This window comes from Pseudoalteromonas sp. SaAl2 (assembly GCF_052947895.1).
The window spans coordinates 899665-918106 of the sequence record NZ_CM129605.1; the positions used below are offsets into that span (position 1 = coordinate 899665).

Annotated in this window: 14 protein-coding genes and 1 pseudogene; 5 read left to right on the forward strand and 10 right to left on the reverse strand. The window is 42.0% G+C overall.

The window, feature by feature from the left end:
- Positions 1-111: 111 nt before the first annotated feature.
- From ACU8V8_RS04315 to leuS, 10 genes are all read right to left on the reverse strand, one after another.
- Complete coding sequence (locus ACU8V8_RS04315; protein WP_446889582.1) at positions 112-1272, reverse strand: serine hydrolase; 1161 nt, start codon at positions 1270-1272, stop codon at positions 112-114.
- Between the two features lie 53 nt (positions 1273-1325).
- The gene (locus tag ACU8V8_RS04320; RefSeq protein ID WP_446888949.1) at positions 1326-2105 is read right to left on the reverse strand and encodes a septal ring lytic transglycosylase RlpA family protein; all 780 of its coding nucleotides are present in this window, start codon (positions 2103-2105) and stop codon (positions 1326-1328) included.
- On the reverse strand, positions 2105-3211 hold the full coding sequence (gene rodA / locus ACU8V8_RS04325; protein WP_446889583.1) for a rod shape-determining protein RodA: 1107 nt from the start codon (positions 3209-3211) through the stop codon (positions 2105-2107). The genes ACU8V8_RS04320 and rodA overlap by 1 nt, the downstream gene beginning before the upstream one ends.
- Positions 3208-5088, reverse strand: coding sequence for a penicillin-binding protein 2 (gene mrdA / locus ACU8V8_RS04330; protein ID WP_446888950.1), 1881 nt, complete (start codon positions 5086-5088; stop codon positions 3208-3210). Before mrdA ends, rodA begins: the two co-directional genes overlap by 4 nt.
- 6 nt (positions 5089-5094) lie before the next feature.
- Positions 5095-5565, reverse strand: a complete 471-nt coding sequence (gene rlmH, locus ACU8V8_RS04335; protein ID WP_087530739.1) for a 23S rRNA (pseudouridine(1915)-N(3))-methyltransferase RlmH — start codon at positions 5563-5565, stop codon at positions 5095-5097.
- Positions 5566-5601: 36 nt separating this feature from the next.
- Positions 5602-5919 (reverse strand): ribosome silencing factor, encoded by a 318-nt coding sequence (gene rsfS / locus ACU8V8_RS04340; protein ID WP_087530738.1) that lies wholly within the window; start codon positions 5917-5919, stop codon positions 5602-5604.
- Between the two features lie 82 nt (positions 5920-6001).
- Positions 6002-6610: a nicotinate-nucleotide adenylyltransferase gene (gene nadD, locus ACU8V8_RS04345; RefSeq protein WP_446888951.1), complete on the reverse strand. Its 609-nt coding sequence runs from the start codon at positions 6608-6610 to the stop codon at positions 6002-6004.
- A 13-nt stretch (positions 6611-6623) separates the two neighbouring features.
- Positions 6624-7664: a DNA polymerase III subunit delta gene (gene holA, locus ACU8V8_RS04350; RefSeq protein ID WP_446888952.1), complete on the reverse strand. Its 1041-nt coding sequence runs from the start codon at positions 7662-7664 to the stop codon at positions 6624-6626.
- Positions 7664-8158, reverse strand: coding sequence for an LPS-assembly lipoprotein LptE (locus tag ACU8V8_RS04355; RefSeq protein WP_421959772.1), 495 nt, complete (start codon positions 8156-8158; stop codon positions 7664-7666). Before ACU8V8_RS04355 ends, holA begins: the two co-directional genes overlap by 1 nt.
- Before the next feature lies 1 nt (position 8159).
- On the reverse strand, positions 8160-10748 hold the full coding sequence (leuS, locus tag ACU8V8_RS04360) for a leucine--tRNA ligase (RefSeq protein WP_446888953.1): 2589 nt from the start codon (positions 10746-10748) through the stop codon (positions 8160-8162).
- 185 nt (positions 10749-10933) lie between these two features.
- Here leuS and ACU8V8_RS04365 point away from each other — a divergent pair, with 185 nt between their 5' ends.
- The 5 genes and pseudogenes from ACU8V8_RS04365 (at position 10934) to ACU8V8_RS04385 (ending at position 18358) form a co-directional block, all read left to right on the forward strand.
- Positions 10934-11392, forward strand: coding sequence for a zinc ribbon-containing protein (locus ACU8V8_RS04365; RefSeq protein ID WP_446888954.1), 459 nt, complete (start codon positions 10934-10936; stop codon positions 11390-11392).
- 72 nt (positions 11393-11464) lie between these two features.
- Positions 11465-13879, forward strand: coding sequence for a Lon protease family protein (locus ACU8V8_RS04370; RefSeq protein ID WP_446888955.1), 2415 nt, complete (start codon positions 11465-11467; stop codon positions 13877-13879).
- Positions 13876-14352 carry an FKBP-type peptidyl-prolyl cis-trans isomerase gene (locus ACU8V8_RS04375; protein ID WP_446888956.1) on the forward strand — a complete coding sequence of 159 codons (477 nt, stop codon included), beginning with the start codon at positions 13876-13878 and terminating at the stop codon, positions 14350-14352. The genes ACU8V8_RS04370 and ACU8V8_RS04375 overlap by 4 nt, the downstream gene beginning before the upstream one ends.
- Positions 14353-14478: 126 nt before the next feature.
- A complete protein-coding gene (locus tag ACU8V8_RS04380; protein ID WP_446888957.1) occupies positions 14479-14991 on the forward strand; it encodes a hypothetical protein in 513 nt (170 codons plus the stop codon).
- Positions 14992-15109: 118 nt separating this feature from the next.
- Positions 15110-18358: pseudogene (locus ACU8V8_RS04385) on the forward strand (S41 family peptidase).
- The last annotated feature ends 84 nt before the right edge of the window (positions 18359-18442 follow it).

The window sequence follows — 18442 nt, forward strand, 5'->3', positions numbered from 1 at the left end:
CTGACTAATAAACCTACACTCGACCTTGTAGGTTAGATATGGTGCGCATTCTAGCATTTTTCAGGCAAAAAAAAACGCCTTGCAGTGCAAGGCGCTTAGATTGTTTGGGTATTACATTATTTGTAAACGTAAGTAATCATAAATTTTGCTAAAGAAACTACCTTCTTCAACTTCTTCAAGCGTTACAAGCGGATACTGTGCAATTTCTTCGCCTTCTAGCTGTAAGAACAAAGTACCTACTTTCGTGCCTTTAGCCAGTGGTGCCTCTAGCGTTTTGTCTAATTCGAAATTCGCTTTTAGGTTTTTACGTTGACCACGAGGGATGGTAATGGGTGTATCTTCTAAAATACCCAGTGACACGTTTTCTTTGTTACCCATCCAAATACGTTGCTCGGCAAAACTATCACCCGCTTTATAAGGAGTGGTTGTCTCAAAAAAGCGGAAACCATAATTTAGTAATTTTTTACTTTCAACTTTACGTGCGCGTTCACTTGATGTGCCCATAACAACGGCGATTAAACGCATATCGTCTTTGGTTGCTGAGGTAACTAAACTGTAGCCTGCTTCTGATGTATGGCCGGTTTTAATACCATCAACATTTAAGCTTTCATCCCATAACAGTGAATTACGGTTGTATTGCTTAATGCCATTGAAGGTAAATGATTTTTCAGCGTAAAGTGCATACTCTTCAGGCACATCACGAATTAGTGCAGCACCTAAGGTCGCCATATCACGTGGTGTAGTAAAGTGCTCGTTAGTATCTAGGCCGTGGCTATTAATAAAATGAGAGTTACTCATGCCTAACTTTTCAGCGTGGGCATTCATTAAATCAGAAAAAGCACTTTCGCTACCAGCAATGTGCTCGGCCATAGCAACACAGGCATCATTACCTGATTGAATGATAATGCCACGGTTTAAATCTTCAACACTAATTTGTTTACCTACTTCGATAAACATTTTCGAAGAATCAGGGAAGTTTTTAGCCCATGCTTTTTCACTCACGGTGACCATGTCAGTAGGGGCAATGTTGCCGGCTTCAATTTCGGTACCGATTACGTAGCTGGTCATCATTTTTGTTAAGCTAGCTGGTGCTAGACGAGTATCTGGCTCACCTTCAGCAATGATTTTACCAGTGGTAAAATCAACAAGGAAATAACCTTTTGCATTAATTTGTGGAGGCGCAGGGATGATTTGTGCAGTTGCGGAGAAAATGGCAGCAGAACATACTAAGCCGCACACACCGTTGAGAATTTTGTATTTAAATGATTTCATCATACTCATTAATGGTTAAAGTTAAAGATTCGCGTTAAGCTATTCTAAAGGTGTTAATGACCGTAAAGCAAGAACGCGTTTTGAAATTGATTTTGTTTTAATTTTTCGAGCACTTGCTGAGCTTGTTCAGCGTCTTTAATTGGTCCAAGTCGCAACCTATAAATGGCATCTTTTTCTACAATACTTGTAGGTAAATGGTACTGCTGACGCAAGGTTGAGGCGAGGGCTTCAATATTTGCTAATGTACTGCCCGCTGCAACTTGGATATAACTTGGACGTGTGGGCGAATCAGCTAGTGTAATTGCTTCAAGCTTAACCTTGGCTGTACCATGGTTATAATAACCAAGCTTATAAGCTGCTGCGTATGATAAATCTATGATTCTGTCATCATGAAATGGACCACGATCGTTCACTCGTACAATGGCAGATTTACCATTGGCCGTGTTAGTTACCCGAACAAAACTCGGTAGGGGCAGTGTCTTATGTGCGGCAGTCATAGCAAACATATCATAGGTCTCACCATTTGATGTGTGGTAACCATGAAATTTGCGACCATACCACGAGGCTACGCCTTCTTCCTTGTAGCCAGTCTCATCCAGCATGGGCGTATAGTTTTTACCAAGTACAGTATAAGGTCGTCCAGCACTGGCACTTTTTACCACTTTAGTTACAACAGCATCCTGCATCTCTAGGACGGTTGGTGCACGCAAAGGTGCAGCGTCATGCTTCATGCTGTAGCGGCTACTGTGATCCGTTTTATTGCCTGAACTACTACAGCCACTTAATACAATGGTAAAGAGCGCTAAACTTATGTGTTTCAGTATCCACTTCATTATTTTAAAAGCATCCTTTTATCGGTTGCAATTGACATGATTATGCCAAACCCAGCCATGAGCGTAACCATTGACGTACCACCATAACTGATTAACGGCAAAGGGACACCTACAACTGGTAAAAGCCCTGATACCATGCCAATATTTACGAATACGTAAACGAAAAATGTCAGCGTGAGTGCACCTGCGAGTAATTTTCCAAATGCATCTTGGGCATTCACAGCAATATATAAACCACGACCAATAATAAATAAATACATGCACAGCAATAGGCATACGCCAAATAATCCAAACTCTTCACTGAGTACGGAGAAAATAAAATCAGTGTGGCGCTCTGGTAAAAACTCTAATTGAGATTGCGTACCTTGCAACCAGCCCTTACCTTCAATACCACCAGAGCCTATGGCTATCTTAGATTGAATAATATGATAACCAGAACCTAGTGGATCGCTTTCAGGGTTGAACAAAGTGAGAACACGTTGTTTTTGATAGGCATGCATACCGTAGTGCCAAAATGGCCAAGCTGCAAGAGCGACTAAGCCAGTTAAAAATCCGATTAGCCGCCAACTCAAGCCAGATAAAAACAGGACAAATATGCCAGAGCTGGCAATTAATATCGATGTGCCCAAGTCAGGTTGTTCTTTAATGAGTAAGGTTGGCAACATTACTATGGTAAAGCCAACCACTAAATGCAGCGCCCTTGGAGGCAAATGATTACGCCCTATGTACCAAGCTACCATCATTGGTACGGCGATTTTCATCAGTTCAGATGGCTGAAAACGCGTCACCCCCAAATCTAACCAGCGTTGTGCTCCTTTTGAGCTAACACCAAATAACAATACGCCAACGAGCATCAATAAGCCTGCACAGTACATTGGAATGACGAGTCGTTTAAGAGTTGCGGGGCTAAATTGAGCTAAAATAAACATGCCAATAATTGCGCCGGCCATTCGTGTTGCGTGACGTACCATCATCGCGGAGTTTTGCCCACTAGCGCTATAAACAATGGCAAGGCTTGCCCCCATCATGGCAAGCAGGGCGATGAGCAATGGCAAATCTAAATGCAGTTTGTCCCAAATTGAGCGCTTATCGTTTAATTGCATTATTGTTTTGCACTCCCAGCAAGGGTTACAGGGTTCGCTGAAAAATAGTAATCCATTAATTGGCGTGCAATTGGTGCACCGACAGAACTACCGCCACCGGTGTTTTCTACCACCACAGATACCACAATTTGTGGGTCGTCAAATGGCGCAAAACCAATATAAATGGCGTTGTCGCGTTGGCGTTCCTTGAGAGATTTAGCATCATAGCGTTCACCTTGGGCAATACTCACCACTTGAGCTGTGCCGGTTTTTCCTGCAGGGTCGTAGTTTGCGCCCTTAAAAGCTCTATGGGCAGTACCGGTTACTTTTTTTACCGTGTTATGCATAGCGTCTAGCGAAATACGCCAGTGATCTGGGTTCTTTAAAACAACAGGGGGCTTTTCGTCATTGTTAATTTGCGTTACTTCGTTTTCTTTTTTCGCAACCTGGACTAAATGAGGAGGATGATTGAGTCCTTTATTTACTAAAATGTTGGTTGCATTGGCTATTTGCATTGGTGTGGCTGTCCAATAACCTTGCCCTATACCTACAGATATTGTATCGCCACGCCACCAAGACTCGCGAAAGCGGCCTTCTTTCCACTCTTTAGAGGGTAAGATTGCTGTTGTTTCTTCGTGTATGTCAATACCAGTTAAATCACCAAAACCAAATTGCGCCATAAAATCACTGATTTTAGTAATCCCCAATCGATAAGAGACATCATAAAAGTAAGTATCGCAGGACTCTTCAATCGCTTTGTAAACATCCACATGGCCATGCCCCCATCGCTTCCAATCACGCCACTTATGTTCAACATTAGGGATTTGGAAAAAGCCAGGATCCCACATTTTGGTATGCTCAGTGACTAAGCCTTCTTCTAAAGCAAGAATGGCCATATGGGGTTTAACTGTTGATGCGGGTGCATAGCGCCCCTGTGTAGTACGGTTTATTAATGGGCGATCTGGATTGAGTAAGGCTTTATAATTTTTACTACTGATACCGTGCACAAATAAATTTGGGTCATAGCTTGGGTTTGAGTACAAAGCGAGTACTCCGCCATCTTTTGCATCCATAACCACAATTGCACCACGCATATCTTTTAGTGCGTGTTGGGCTATTTGCTGTAAGCCAATATCTAGGGTAAGCACGAGATCATGGCCTGGCTCAGGCGGGGTCATACTTAAGGTGCGAATTACGCGACCACGGTTATTTACTTCAACACGTTGTGAACCCACTTGTCCATGCAGCAATTGCTCATAGTATTTTTCAATGCCTAGCTTACCAATATCGTGGGTAGCACGGTAATTAGTTGCTTGGTCTTGCGATTCAAGCTTAGTGAGTTCTTTACGATTTAGTTTAGCCACATAACCTAAAGCATGGGTGAGGGTATCGGCATAAGGGTAATAGCGAGCTAACCGTGCCTCAATACTAAAACCAGGAAACTTATGTTGATTCACAGAAAATTTGGCAACTTCTTGCTCATCTAAACGAGCTTTTAATACTTGGCTTTTAAAGCGACGGTTGTGCTTTATATCTTTTATAAAGTCATTACGTTGTTGCTCAGAAATATCAATTAGCTTACTAATTTCGTTAAGAGAAGTGTCAAGATCATCAACGTCTTCAGGTATTACTTCAAGGTTATAAACCGGTTTGTTCTCTGCCAGTAATACACCATTACGGTCATAAATAAGCCCACGATTTGGGGCGATAGGAATGACCTTTATACGGTTGTCGTTGGAACGAGTTTGATAATCTTGATGATCGTCAACCTGTATAGTGTATAAATTAGACAGCAATACGGCGACTAGAATAGTAACAAAAACAAAACCCACAAACGCGCGACGAGCAAACAGATTAGCTTCTGCTGAGTGGTCTCGAATTGTGGGTCTTCTTTTGAGCATAGATGATTACTCGCGATGATAAGGATGGTTGTTGTTTACACTCCATCCTCTATACAAGCTTTCAGCCACTATAATGCGTACTAAAGGGTGTGGTAGGGTTAAGTTTGATAACGACCACTTTTGTTCAGAAGCAGCAATACATTCTGGTGCCAGTCCTTCTGGGCCACCAATAAGCAAACTGACATCGCGGCCATCTAACTGCCACTTTTCCATGTTTTTTGCTAATTGATGGGTATCAAGTGCTTTACCTGTTACCTCTAAAGTAACAATCCGATTGCCTTTCGGTATCGCAGCAAGGGTTTTTTCACCTTCGATATGTAGAATCCGCTTTATATCGGCATTTTTACCACGCTTACCTGCTGGGATTTCAATTAACTCCAACGCCATATCTTTTGGAAAACGGCGCTGATATTCAGCAAAACCTGTTTCAACCCATGCTGGCATTTTGGTACCAACGGCAATCATTTGTATTTTCACGCGTGTACTTCCAAACTCAGATTAAAATAGCTGCCGTTAGCTCCAAAGCTTTTCTAGATCGTAATAGCTACGTGCTTGATCTTGCATAACATGCACGACTACATCACCTAAATCAACCAGTACCCATTCGCCTTCGTTTTGACCTTCATAGCCCAGAGGCTCTTCACCTGAGTGGCGAGCTTCCTTAGCAACATGGTCAGCAATCGATTGCACATGGCGTTTAGAGTTACCAGAACACACAAGCATATAGTCAGTAATGTCAGAGTTGCCTCGTACATCAAGCTGAACCACATCACGGGCTTTCATATCGTCAATTTTGTCTAAGGCAAAGGCGAGTAGTTGTTTCGAATCCAAAGTGTTATCTCATTAATAAAGGGAATAGTTATTATTTTATCACGCTGATGAGTTTTATTCATCACTTAGATAAAGTTCATGGCTAAGTATATAGTGACTCACAGTACTTGGCAGAAGTTCCCGGCAAAGTTGGCCTTTTTTTTATTTTTTGACGAATATCACTCGATGCCACATCCATAACTTGACCAGGTAAAAAATACAGTCTGCCAGCCAGTTCAGTGTGCAAGGTATCTAACGAGGTGGTTTGTGCGTTAGTTTGGTACTGTTGCAGTTGTGCACTTAAATTGGTTGTTTGATTTGGCCGTTGATACACCACAATGTGGCATAGTTGTGTAATGGCTTGCCATTCAAACCACTTATCTAGGGTGTTAAATGAATCAAGACCAATTAAAAATAGAATAGGTTCGTTAGGATATTCACTGCGCAGCTCTTGTAAACTTAACAATGAATAAGAAGGCCCTTTGCGCTTTAGTTCGCGTAAATCCAATGAGAAACTAGGAAAAGGGGCTATGGCGGCTTCTAACATGGCAATACGATGTGCATTGCTAATGCCCGGTTGAGCTTTATGAGCGGGAATAGCGCAGGGCATAAAGCGCAATTGTGAAAGCTTTAGATGCTCCACACATTGCTGCGCCATATTAAGGTGGCCTAAATGCACTGGATCAAAAGTGCCACCAAATAGTGCAATCATCTTCAGCTCCTGGTTATGAATCTAACGGGTGAGCAGGAAGTGCAACAGCAACGGGTTGGCAAAAAACCAAACATATATGAGCCAAGGCTTGATAGGGTTTAATTAAATTACCTTGCTTATAGCTTGCATCAAATTGTGCTAATAAACTCATAATATGTTCAAGGGTGTGTACTGTTAAACGATTAAGCGCTTGGCTAATTGGCCCTTGTTGGTTTTTCCAAATTGCTTTTTGTTTAAACAAGGCCGTTAGGTTCTCGCCTTGTTGCAACCCTAATTGAAGACTCAATAGGGTGTTAACTTCTTTGTTGATAGTCCATAAAATGCTGACCGCCTCGGTGTTATCACCAGCTAATTTAGTCAAAACTTTAATCGCTTGGCGGCTATTACCCTGAAGCAAGGCATCACTTAAATCAAAAATATCGAACTTAGCTTGATTAAGTAAGCCTTGCAGTACTCGTTGTTGGTCAATTAACGCATTACCATGCAGTAAAGACAGTTTTTCGAGCTCTTGAAAACATGCGAGTAAGTTACCTTCAGTGGCCTCAATTAAGGTTCGCTTTGCATCAGGTTGCATATTAATAGCGAGTCGCGCACATTGTTCATCTAACCAACGCTGCAAATGATTACCGCTAAGCGGGTAGCAAGGTACAAATACACCGTGTTTATCTAGCGCTTTAAACCATGCACTGCGTTGAATATCTTGGCTTGCTTTAGCGCCTGTGACAATTAACAGGGTATCTGGATTTGTTAGTTCGACGAGTTTTTTAAATGTTTGGCTGCCAACAGTGCCTGGCTTTTGACCATTGAGATCAAGCTCAATTAAAGTACGGGCACTAAACAGTGACATGCTTTGGTATTGCGCTATCAGCTCTTGCCAATCGAAGCCGGGCATTAAAGTAAACTTTATTACTTCGTCAAAACCGTGCTGTTTTGCACATGTGCGAATTTGCTGGGCACATTGTGCTATTTGAAAAGGTTCTTCACCAAACACTAGATAAAAAGGCTGTAGCGCTTTTTTTAACTCATTAGGTAATTGATTAGCGTAACAGCGCATTATAGTTGCGAAAGCTCTCGTACTATACGACGACTTGCCTGCATACGAATTTCATTTAGCAGCAAATCAAGCTCTTTTGCTTTTGCCAAAGCGTTATCAGGATCGTCTTGATAGTTCCTGTACAGCTCAAAGCTTTGATTGATAGGATCAAGGCCTGGGCGTTTTAATGTATAAGCTACACTATATGCAAGTTCGTATTCGGCCACTTGTCCGTTTTTAAATAGCGATAAAATTTGGCGCTCTAAACGGTCTTTTGATAAATACAGTTGTGCGACATTTTTTTCCGGCGCTGAGAGTAACTCGACTTTACTGAGGGTAAGTTCTTTTTCAAGCATAGCGAATAGTGCGGATTTTTCATCATCACCGCTGAGGGTAATAATTTTTAGATCATCCGGCAAGCTCGATGCTTTTTTTAAGTGAAAGCCACAGCTGGTAAGTAAAAAACAGACTAGCACCAAGGCTAGTCCGTTTTTAAAGGCATTGAATGATGCCATATTAGTTAGCAACCACATTAAGTAGTTTACCCGGTACGTAAATAACTTTGCGGATAGTAACACCGTCAGTAAATTTAGTTACGTTTGATTCAGCAAAAGCAAGGGCTTCAACCTGCTCTTTGGTTGCGTCAGCCGGTACGGTTAATTTTGCACGTAACTTACCGTTTACTTGCACGATAATAAGCTTCTCATCTTCAACCAAAGCAGACTCGTCAACGGTTGGCCAAGCGGCGTCAAGAATGTCACCTTCTTTGCCAAGCTCTTGCCATAATTGATGTGACAAATGCGGTGTGATTGGTGCAAGCATTATTAATAGCGCTTCAAGTGCTTCGTTAGCAATCGCCACATCTTGTTTATCAGCCAGTGGGGCTTTTAACAATTTATTTGAGATTTCCATGATAGCGGCAATCGCAGTATTAAATGTTTGACGACGTTCAACATCATCAGTCACTTTTGCAATCGCTTTGTGTAGCTCACGACGAAGTACTTTTTGTGGGTTTGTTAGCGCAGATTTATCAAGTGCTTGGTAACCAACTGTGTTTACATCAACCGCGTACTTCCACACACGTTTAATGAAACGATGTGCGCCTTCAACACCCGAATCAGACCATTCAAGGGTTTGCTCTGGTGGTGCAGTAAACATCATAAATAAACGTACAGTATCAGCACCATATTGAGCGATAACTTGTTGTGGGTCGATACCGTTGTTTTTCGACTTTGACATTTTGCTCATGCCTGATGAGAACACCGGCTCGCCATCGTCTTTATGCCATGCTTTTGTTACACGGCCTTTGTCGTCTGTTTCGGTTTCAACATCGCTTGGCGAAATCCACACATCACCGCCTTTCTCATCTTTACGGTAGAAAGTTTCAGCCAGTACCATGCCTTGGCAAAGTAGGCGGTCAAACGGTTCATCTGAGTTTACTAAGCCAAAGTCACGCAATAATTTATGGAAAAATCGCGAGTACAATAAATGTAAAATGGCGTGTTCAATACCACCAATGTATTGGTTTACTGGTAGCCAGTAATTAGCCGCCGCTGGGTCTAACATGCCTTCATCATGACGCGGGCTACAGTAGCGCGCATAATACCAAGACGATTCCATAAAGGTGTCAAAGGTATCTGTTTCGTGAAACGCAGGTTGTCCATTAACCGTGGTTTTAGCCCACTGTGGATCAGCTTTGATTGGCGATGTTACACCGTTCATTACCACGTCTTCTGGTAAACGAACTGGTAGCATGTCTTCAGTAGCGGCAAGTTCTTTACCGTCTTCGTCGCTAAGCATTGGAATTGGCGAACCCCAATAACGCTGGCGGCTTACACCCCAGTCACGTAAACGGAAGTTTACTTTACGCTCGCCTACACCCAGTGCTTCAAGCTTATCTGCAACAGCGTTAAATGCACCGTCAAAGTCAAGGCCATCAAACTCACCCGAGTTCACTAATATGCCTTTTTCAGTGTACGCTTCTTGCTCAAGGTTTACTTCAAGTTCAGAGCCTGCAACAGGTGCGATAACTTGTTTAATGTCTAGGCCATACGCTGTCGCGAATTCATAATCACGTTGATCGTGTGCTGGCACGGCCATCACTGCACCGGAGCCGTAATGCATAAGTACAAAGTTGGCAACCCAAATAGGTACTTGCTCACCCGTTAGTGGGTGTGTTGCGTAAAAGCCTGTTGCGATGCCTTTCTTTTCCATGGTTGCCATGTCTGCTTCAGCAACTTTGGTGTTTTTACATTCTTCGACAAACATTGCCACAGCGTCGCTATTTTTAGCTGCTTCTTGAGCAATAGGGTGCGCACCTGCAACTGCAAGATAAGTGACACCCATAAACGTATCAGGGCGAGTCGTGTATACGCTAAATTTTTCGTTGTTATCAGTGCGCGTGAACTCTATATCTAAACCTTCAGAGCGGCCAATCCAATTGCGCTGCATGGTTTTTACTTGCTCAGGCCAATCTTCGAGTTTGTCTAAGTCGTCAAGTAGCTCTTGTGCGTAGTCGGTAATTTTAATAAACCACTGTGGGATTTCTTTTTGTTCAACTACAGCACCAGAACGCCAACCGCGACCATCAATAACTTGTTCGTTTGCAAGTACAGTTTGGTCAACTGGATCCCAGTTTACCGTCGACATTTTTTTATACACTAAGCCTTTTTCGTAAAGCTTGGTGAAAAACCATTGTTCCCACTTGTAGTAGTCAGGGTGGCACGTTGCGATTTCACGATCCCAATCATAACCAAAACCTAATTGCTTAAGCTGGGTACGCATGTAATCGATGTTTTCGTAGGTCCATTTTGCAGGGGCTGTTTTATTTTTAATGGCCGCATTTTCAGCAGGTAAACCAAACGCATCCCAACCCATAGGCTGCATTACATTTTTGCCTTGCAAGCGTTGGAAACGAGAAACAACATCACCAATAGTGTAATTACGCACATGACCCATATGCAGTCGGCCGCTTGGGTATGGGAACATAGAAAGGCAATAATACTTTTCTTTGCTCTCGTCTTCGGTGGCTTTAAATACTTGGTTTTCTTCCCAGTAGGCTTGGACTTTTGACTCTATGTCTTGCGGGTTATATTGCTCTTGCATCAACGATTCCAGACTTCTTGCAAACTAATAAAAAATTGTCCAATAGGATAACCCAAAATAAACGCTAATCACAGCAGCAAATAAGCGGATTTTATAAATTCGTTGCTAAATTAGTTTTCAGGGCAGGTTAACCTATACTCAAGTATGTTGATTACTGATTTAACGCAGTTTTGAAGGAGTATAAAATGGCTGATTATAAAACTTGGTTAACCGATTTAACTGATTGGCTTAAAGATGTAAAAGATCACGAGCTTAAAGATGCAATGGACAAATTTGTTGAATCTGAGCAAGCACTGAAAAACCTTGGCCAAGAAAAACTGGAATTATATCGCAACTATTTAAAACGTGATATTGAGCATATTCAAGAGCACGATAAACATTACGATTCTCTTGCATGGCAAGAGCTTAAAGAGTCTTTGTGGTTTGAATTGTCACATATAGAGGATAAAACCCAGTTAGAATGGCACGCATTAAATCAAGATTTTAAACACAATGGTGTTTATCACCAAGGTGAATGGATAGCCATGGGCACATTAGTGTGTAAGAATTGTAGCCATAGTTATGATATTTATCATGCCGCGCAAATTAGAGCTTGTTCAGAATGTAACGGCATCTATTTTACTCGCAGGGCATTACAACCGTAAAATAGTGCGCAACAGATATGTTGAGCACATTTAAATAAATCAGCCAATTAGCTGATACAAAAAGAAGTTAGAATGACGAAAAAATTGCTGCCATTACCTGTGTCTGCCCTTGCGCCGACGATCTCACTCAATCATGTGCAAACTTGCATGAGTAATCCTTACCCTGAAACACTGACTTTTATTGGCCAGCAGCGCGCACAAAGCGCGCTAGATTTTTCCTTAGGCATGGAACTTCCTGGTTATAATGTTTACGTTATGGGTGAAGCTGCGCATGGTCGTTTTACTTTAGTAAAAGACAAATTAGAGGCACACAGTAAAGGCCGGCCGACGCCAAACGAGTGGTTGTATGTTAATAATTACGACGATCACCGTGAGCCAATCGCGATGTTTTTACAAGCAGGACAAAGTAAGCAATTGGCCGATGATATCGACTCGTTTATCGACGAAGTACTCGACACCTTTCCGGCAGCATTTGATAACCCTGCTTATCAGCGCAAAAAGAAAAAAATAGACCGAGAATTTAATGACGCCTATGACGCTGCAATCACCGAAGTTGAAATTGCTGCACTTGAGCAAAGTGTTGCTCTAATTGAAGAAAAAAGCGTTGTTGGCTTTGCGCCATTAGTGGATGGTAAACAATTAAGTGATGCTGAATTTGCAGCCCTTGATGATGACTTACGCGAGCAATTTTATGAGGTTATCGAAAAACTCGAAGATGCTTTGATTGAAGCGTTAATTGAATTACCGCGTTGGAAGCGTGAGTCCTCAGAAAAACTACGTAATTTAAAAAAATCCACCGCAGAGCTTGCGACTAAACCGCTGTTAAAAGATTTAGAACATAAGTACGCCGCCCATATTGGCGTGCTACGTTACTTAAAAGACATTCGAGTTGAAATTATTGATGCGGTCCTTGAATGGCTTGACGACGAAGATGTAAGCGACGAAAACAAAGAAGATTTTGATAGCAAAGGCATGTTGACCGACTTTTTTGCGCCCAATATCTTAGTTGAATTTAAAGAAGGCGATGCAGCGCCTGTCGTTTATGAACCTAACCCAACGTTTGGCAATATTTTTGGCAAAATAGAGTATGCCGCGTCGCAAGGCTCATTGATCACTAGCTATCGGTCTATCCAGCCCGGGGCACTTCACCGTGCTAATGGCGGTTATTTAATCATGGATGCCGAAAAAGTGATGGCAAATCCACAAGTGTGGGATGGTTTAAAGCTGTCACTAAAAACTCATCAAATTAAAAATGATTTACCATATCAAGACAGTGCTGTGGGCAGTAGTTTTACACTTCGTCCGCAGTTGATACCCCTTGATGTGAAAATTATTTTGTTAGGTTCACGTGATTTGTACTACACCATTGGTGAGTATGATGAAGAGTTTGCTGAATTATTTAGAGTACTGGCGGACTTTGATTACTACTTACCTAGTAGCGACAAACTGCAATATCAGTTTATTACTAAAGTGACTGAATACTGCCAAAATACGCTTAAATGCAGCTTGACTGAATCAGCTATGGCACGGCTACTTAAGTTTAGTTATCGTCAAGCAGAGCACCACAATAAGTTATCAGCACGCTTTGCTGACGTATTAGAGCTAGTGGCAGAGGCCAGCTTTTACACCAAACAAGATAATTTAAGCTTAATTGACGCTCACCATATTGATGAAGCGATTGAAGGCAAACAGTACCGCACCGGGCAAATTAGCGAAAACATGCTCAGCGATATTAAAGAAGGGCACACCTTAATCGCCACTGACGGTCAAGCCGTTGGTAAAGTGAATGGCTTAACCGTGTTACACATTGGTGATACATCATTTGGTACGCCTGCCCGTATTACTGCCACAGTGTACGCAGGTGCTGATGGCGTGATTGACGTAGAGCGTGAAGCCGAGCTCGGTAAAGCAATTCACTCTAAAGGTGTAATGTTACTTACGGGTTATTTGGGTAATAAATACGCCCAGCAATTTAGTTTAACCCTCAGTGCGAATATCGCTATCGAGCAAAGTTATGGCTACATAGATGGTGATAGCGCGTCACTGGCTGAGTTATGTGCGCTGATTTCGGCTATTACTAATTTACCAATTAGCCAGTCAATTGCGCTGACAGGCTCAATAAACCAACATGGCGATGTACAAGCCATTGGTGGCGTAAATGAGAAAATAGAAGGCTTTTTTAAACTGTGTAAAATGCGCGGCTTAACGGGTCAGCAAGGCGTAATTGTGCCGAAATCTAACCAAGTAAACTTGGTACTCGATGACGAAATACTTGCAGCGGTCGAGCTGGGTAAGTTCCACATTTATGCCGTTGAAACGGTCGATCAAGCTCTTAACGCGTTAATGGATATAGACGCCGGTGAGCTGGTTGATGGTCATTACCCTGAAGATTCAGTAAATGGCATTGCCTTAGCACGATTAAATAATATCGCCGATATCGTAAATGGCGATAATGACGAAGACGAAAAAGAAAGTGAAGAATCATGATTAATATTATTTTAGTGATAATTATCGCTATATTTTGCTATTTAATTTTTCAAAATAGTAAAAAAGCTAAGCAGCAAGCCTTAGCCAATGCGCAGCTTAGTAGTGATTTTTTAGCTACCAACAGTAAAGTTGAAGGCATAACAGAGACAGCTTCAGGGCTACAATATAAAATTGAGCACAGCAGTGACTCTGATGTAAAACCAAGCCCTACAAGCATGGTGAACGTTCACTATCACGGTACTTTGCTTGATGGCAGTGTTTTTGACAGCTCTGTTGAGCGAAACAGCCCCATTAGTTTTGGCTTAAATCAAGTTATTAAAGGCTGGACCGAAGGCTTACAATTGATGAGCGAAGGCGATAAATACACCTTTTATATCCCGCATCAGCTAGCCTATGGCGAAAAGCGAGTAGGGACTATTCCTCCTGCATCATTATTGATATTTGAGGTAGAGTTGCTGAAAATAGAATCTTAACAGGATTTTTAAAGGCGATGATTTAAATCATTGCCTTTAATTTTATTGCTTAGTGACAAAGTAGTTATCTTAAAGTTTTGTTATTTCATGCCGATACCTTTATTAGGACCATTTCAGGATGAAATAATGAAGATATCACCCGTAATAAACTTACCTAAAGCCGAGGGCTTTCAAACTAATAGCGACAAGCGGTTGGATCAAAAGCAATCCAAGGATGATCAGCCTGAGTATGTTTTATCTGAGTTTTTAGATGCCAAAGCGCAACAATTTAGCGACGAAGATGCCAGCTTTTCAGGGCACTATGAGAACTTAGAAAAAGTCTACGATGATTTAGAACATAAAATTAATGTGCTGCAAGAGCAAATTAGTAAACTCAATCAAGACCCTATCCAACGCCAGTTACAGCTTAAAAGTCACAACCAAGTATCGCAAAGCAGTAATAAAAGCCAAAGCCTAACAATGCAGCCTGAGCACGCAGGCGTTAAACGGTATCGTGATTCTCAACAACAAGAGCAAATAGATATTTTGCAGCAACAGCTCAATGAACTGCAATCTAAACAAGCACAAGTAAAGCAACAAATGATCGATATGATAATCACTGAGCTGAAACAGCGAGATAACGAAGAGTATAATTTTTAAACCGAGCATAACGATATTTACACTCTGTTACAGTAATTCGTCGAACAAAGCTGCAATCCATCTTTAAGTTGTTATTATGATATAAAATAACAACAGCTCATTAGTTGAGCATAGAAGGATGGTCACGTTGAAACTACGTACTTTATTAACGGCAATCGCTGTTGCAGTTACGCCTGCAATCTCATCTGTCGCGCAAGCTTATGAAACGCAAGATACGCGTTTATTACGCTTTCCCGACATTCATAAAGAATCGGTCACTTTTGTCTATGCGGGCGATATCTACATCGCGAATACAAAGACGGGCAAAAGCACACGCTTAACGGATCATGTTGGCTTTGAAACGTTTCCGAAGTTTTCGCCTGACGGTAAGCGTATCGCGTTTTCAGCGCAATACAACGGCAGTCGCCAAGTGTATGTGATGAACCGTGACGGTTCACAGCTAAAACAATTAACTTATTATAATGATGTAGGCGTTATGCCACCGCGTGGTGGGTTTGACTACAGAGTGCTTGATTGGACGCCAGACGGTAAGCATATCGTGTTCAGAGCTAACCGCACACCGTTTGGTAAGCGTGTTGGTAGGCCTTATATGGTGCCTGCTGATGGTGGGCTAGAACAACCGTTAGCAATTCCAGAAACGGGCGGCGGTATGTTATCGCCAGATGGTAAAAAATACGTTTATACACCAATAGACCGTGAGTTTCGTACATGGAAGCGCACCCGTGGTGGCCGTGCTCAAGATGTTTGGGTGTATGATTTAGAGAACAATAAATCTCAGCGGCTAACCACCAATAGAGCGACTGATCAGCAACCAACCTGGGTGAATAATAATATTTATTATGTCTCAGATAGAGATTACACCTTAAACCTCTATAAGCATCAAGAAGGCAAAGCGCCACAAAAAGTCACCAACCATAAAGACTTTGACGTACTTTGGCCATCAGCAGGGCCACAAGCTATCGTGTATGAAAATGGCGGCTATTTGTATCGCTTTGATGATGCAACAGGGCGCAATGAAAAGCTGACAATCAATGTGCAAGGCAACCGAGAATACACCATGCCTTATACTAAAAACGTGAGTAACTTTATTGATTCGATGGACGTATCACACGACGGTAAACGCGTGGTATTTAGTGCCCGAGGTGAAGTTTTTTCAGTGCCCGTTAAACATGGACCAACTCGTAACTTAACGCATACACCAAAAGGGCGGGAAATTGCTGCGTCGTGGTCGCCTAATGGCCGTTATATTGCTTATATGAGTGATAAGAGCGGCGAATATGAGATTTATCTGCAAGATAGAGCAAACAACAATAAAATAAAACAGTTGACCAGTAATGGCAGTATCTGGCGCTTTGATCCTCTCTGGTCGCCAGACAGTAAGAAGCTATTGTTTGCTGATCAAAATCACACGCTTTGGTGGCTTGATATAAAAACTGGCAAGCAGCGTAAAATTGATACTGCAAAATTTAATGAAGACAGTTTAACTTCGTATATCTGGTCACCAAATAGTGAAGATATCGTATTTGTTAAGAATAACGAAAACCGTTATGCATCATTGTGGCATTACAATATTAACGACAAAGACGTGACACGTTTAACCGATGATATGAGCAGCGAAAGAAATCCAGCGTTTTCGCCGGATGGTCAGCACCTGTATTTTACCTCAGAGCGTGATTTTAATTTAACCTTTAGCAGCTATGAGTTTGATTATATGTTTAATAATGCAACCCGTTTATATTCGGTTGCAGTAAATAATAAAATTAAACCACTAAATACGCCACAGACTGATGAAACCAGTATTGTTGATGCTAAAGCGAAAAAAGACGACAAAGAGTCAGCAAAAAAAGCCAATACACAGTTTGAAAGTAAAGGCTTTATGGAGCGCGTTGTAGCACTTAATGCACCAGCTGGAAACTATAACGCTTTAGTAGGCGTAAAAGACGGCGTATTAACACTCTCTGGGGGGAGCTTAAATTAATCCCGCAGGCAGTTGATGGCGAGATTACAACGGTGGCCGCTGGCGTTAATAGTTATAAAGTGTCAGCAAATGGTGAGCATATTATTGCCCGTGCAGGGAATAAGTTTAGTGTTATTAAGCCCGCAGCTAAACAAGATTTAAAAGCTTCAGAGCTAAACCTCGAAGACATGGTATTAAAAATAGATCCACAAACTGAGTGGGCACAAATGTACCGCGAAGGCTGGCGTACTTTGCGTGATTGGTTTTATGATGAAAACCACCATGGACAAGATTGGGACGCTATTTTAAAACGCTATCAACCTATGGCTGATGCAGTCGCACACCGAGCAGATCTTGATTATGTACTAAGTGAAATAGCAGGGGAGATAAACTCCGGCCACATTTATGTAAATTCAGGTGATATGCCCCGCTCTGAACGCTTACAGCATGGCTTACTTGGTGCAGAAATTAGCGCTCATAAATCAGGTTACGTGAAAATTGAGAACATCTTTAAAGGTGAGAACTGGCATGAGAACTTCCGCTCTCCACTTAACGAAACCGGTATTAATGCAAGTGTGGGTGATTATATTATTGCAGTGAATGGCCGCTCGGTAAAAGACGTGGTTAACTTTTATGAGCTACTTGAGAACACCCAAGGAAAGCCTGTAGAACTATTACTGAGTAAATCACCTAGTTTGAAAAAAAGCTGGAAAGTAACCGTTAAACCAACCGCTAGTGAAACCGGTTTGCGTTACTTACAATGGGCGCAATCGCGTGCTGATTACGTAGATAAACTGTCAAATGGTCGTATTGGTTACGTACACTTACCAAATACTCATTACGAGGGAAATCGTTCGTTATTCAAAACTTCTTACCGCAAACCACTAAAGAAGCCATGATAATCGACGACCGTTATAACGGCGGTGGCTTTATTCCTGAGCATATGATCACTTGGCTTGCGCGTAAGCCACTTAATTATTGGAAACGTCGTGGTGTTGAACCTACCAAAACCCCCAGTTTGCCCATGATGGACCTAAAGCCATGTTAATTAATGGCTACTCAAGTTCTGGTGGCGATGCGCTACCGTATTACTTTCGTCAAGCGGGTTTAGGTAAGTTAATTGGCACTCGCACATGGGGTGGGTTAATCGGTATTTCAGGTAACCCAGGTCTTGTTGATGGTGGCTCTGTGATTGCAGCGACCTTCAGAATACTTGATAACGATGGTAACTGGATAATTGAAGATGAAGGCGTAAGCCCTGATATCGAAGTGATTGACCGCCCTGAGCTTATTCAAGCAGGGCAAGACCCATCGATAGAGCGTGCCGTGAAAGAGCTGCTAAAAGAGCTTAAAGCGAATCCGAAAAAGCCGTTAACAGTGCCTGCTGCACCTTCAGAGTTTGGTAAATAACCTGAACTCAGGTTAAATAGTTATAATCGTAAGTTGTTACAACTGAGCCCGCAATTGCGGGCTTTTTTATATTTATAACCCTTA

What these genes read in the sequence shown, in the direction of transcription:
- ACU8V8_RS04315 (WP_446889582.1), bottom strand. Translation starts at nt 1,272, where the DNA reads ATGAAATCATTTAAATACAAAATTCTCAACGGTGTGTGCGGCTTAGTA.
- ACU8V8_RS04320 (WP_446888949.1), bottom strand. Translation starts at nt 2,105, where the DNA reads ATGAAGTGGATACTGAAACACATAAGTTTAGCGCTCTTTACCATTGTA.
- mrdA (WP_446888950.1), bottom strand. Translation starts at nt 5,088, where the DNA reads ATGCTCAAAAGAAGACCCACAATTCGAGACCACTCAGCAGAAGCTAAT.
- nadD (WP_446888951.1), bottom strand. Translation starts at nt 6,610, where the DNA reads ATGATTGCACTATTTGGTGGCACTTTTGATCCAGTGCATTTAGGCCAC.
- holA (WP_446888952.1), bottom strand. Translation starts at nt 7,664, where the DNA reads ATGCGCTGTTACGCTAATCAATTACCTAATGAGTTAAAAAAAGCGCTA.
- ACU8V8_RS04355 (WP_421959772.1), bottom strand. Translation starts at nt 8,158, where the DNA reads ATGGCATCATTCAATGCCTTTAAAAACGGACTAGCCTTGGTGCTAGTC.
- leuS (WP_446888953.1), bottom strand. Translation starts at nt 10,748, where the DNA reads ATGCAAGAGCAATATAACCCGCAAGACATAGAGTCAAAAGTCCAAGCC.
- ACU8V8_RS04365 (WP_446888954.1), top strand. Translation starts at nt 10,934, where the DNA reads ATGGCTGATTATAAAACTTGGTTAACCGATTTAACTGATTGGCTTAAA.
- ACU8V8_RS04370 (WP_446888955.1), top strand. Translation starts at nt 11,465, where the DNA reads ATGACGAAAAAATTGCTGCCATTACCTGTGTCTGCCCTTGCGCCGACG.
- ACU8V8_RS04375 (WP_446888956.1), top strand. Translation starts at nt 13,876, where the DNA reads ATGATTAATATTATTTTAGTGATAATTATCGCTATATTTTGCTATTTA.
- ACU8V8_RS04380 (WP_446888957.1), top strand. Translation starts at nt 14,479, where the DNA reads ATGAAGATATCACCCGTAATAAACTTACCTAAAGCCGAGGGCTTTCAA.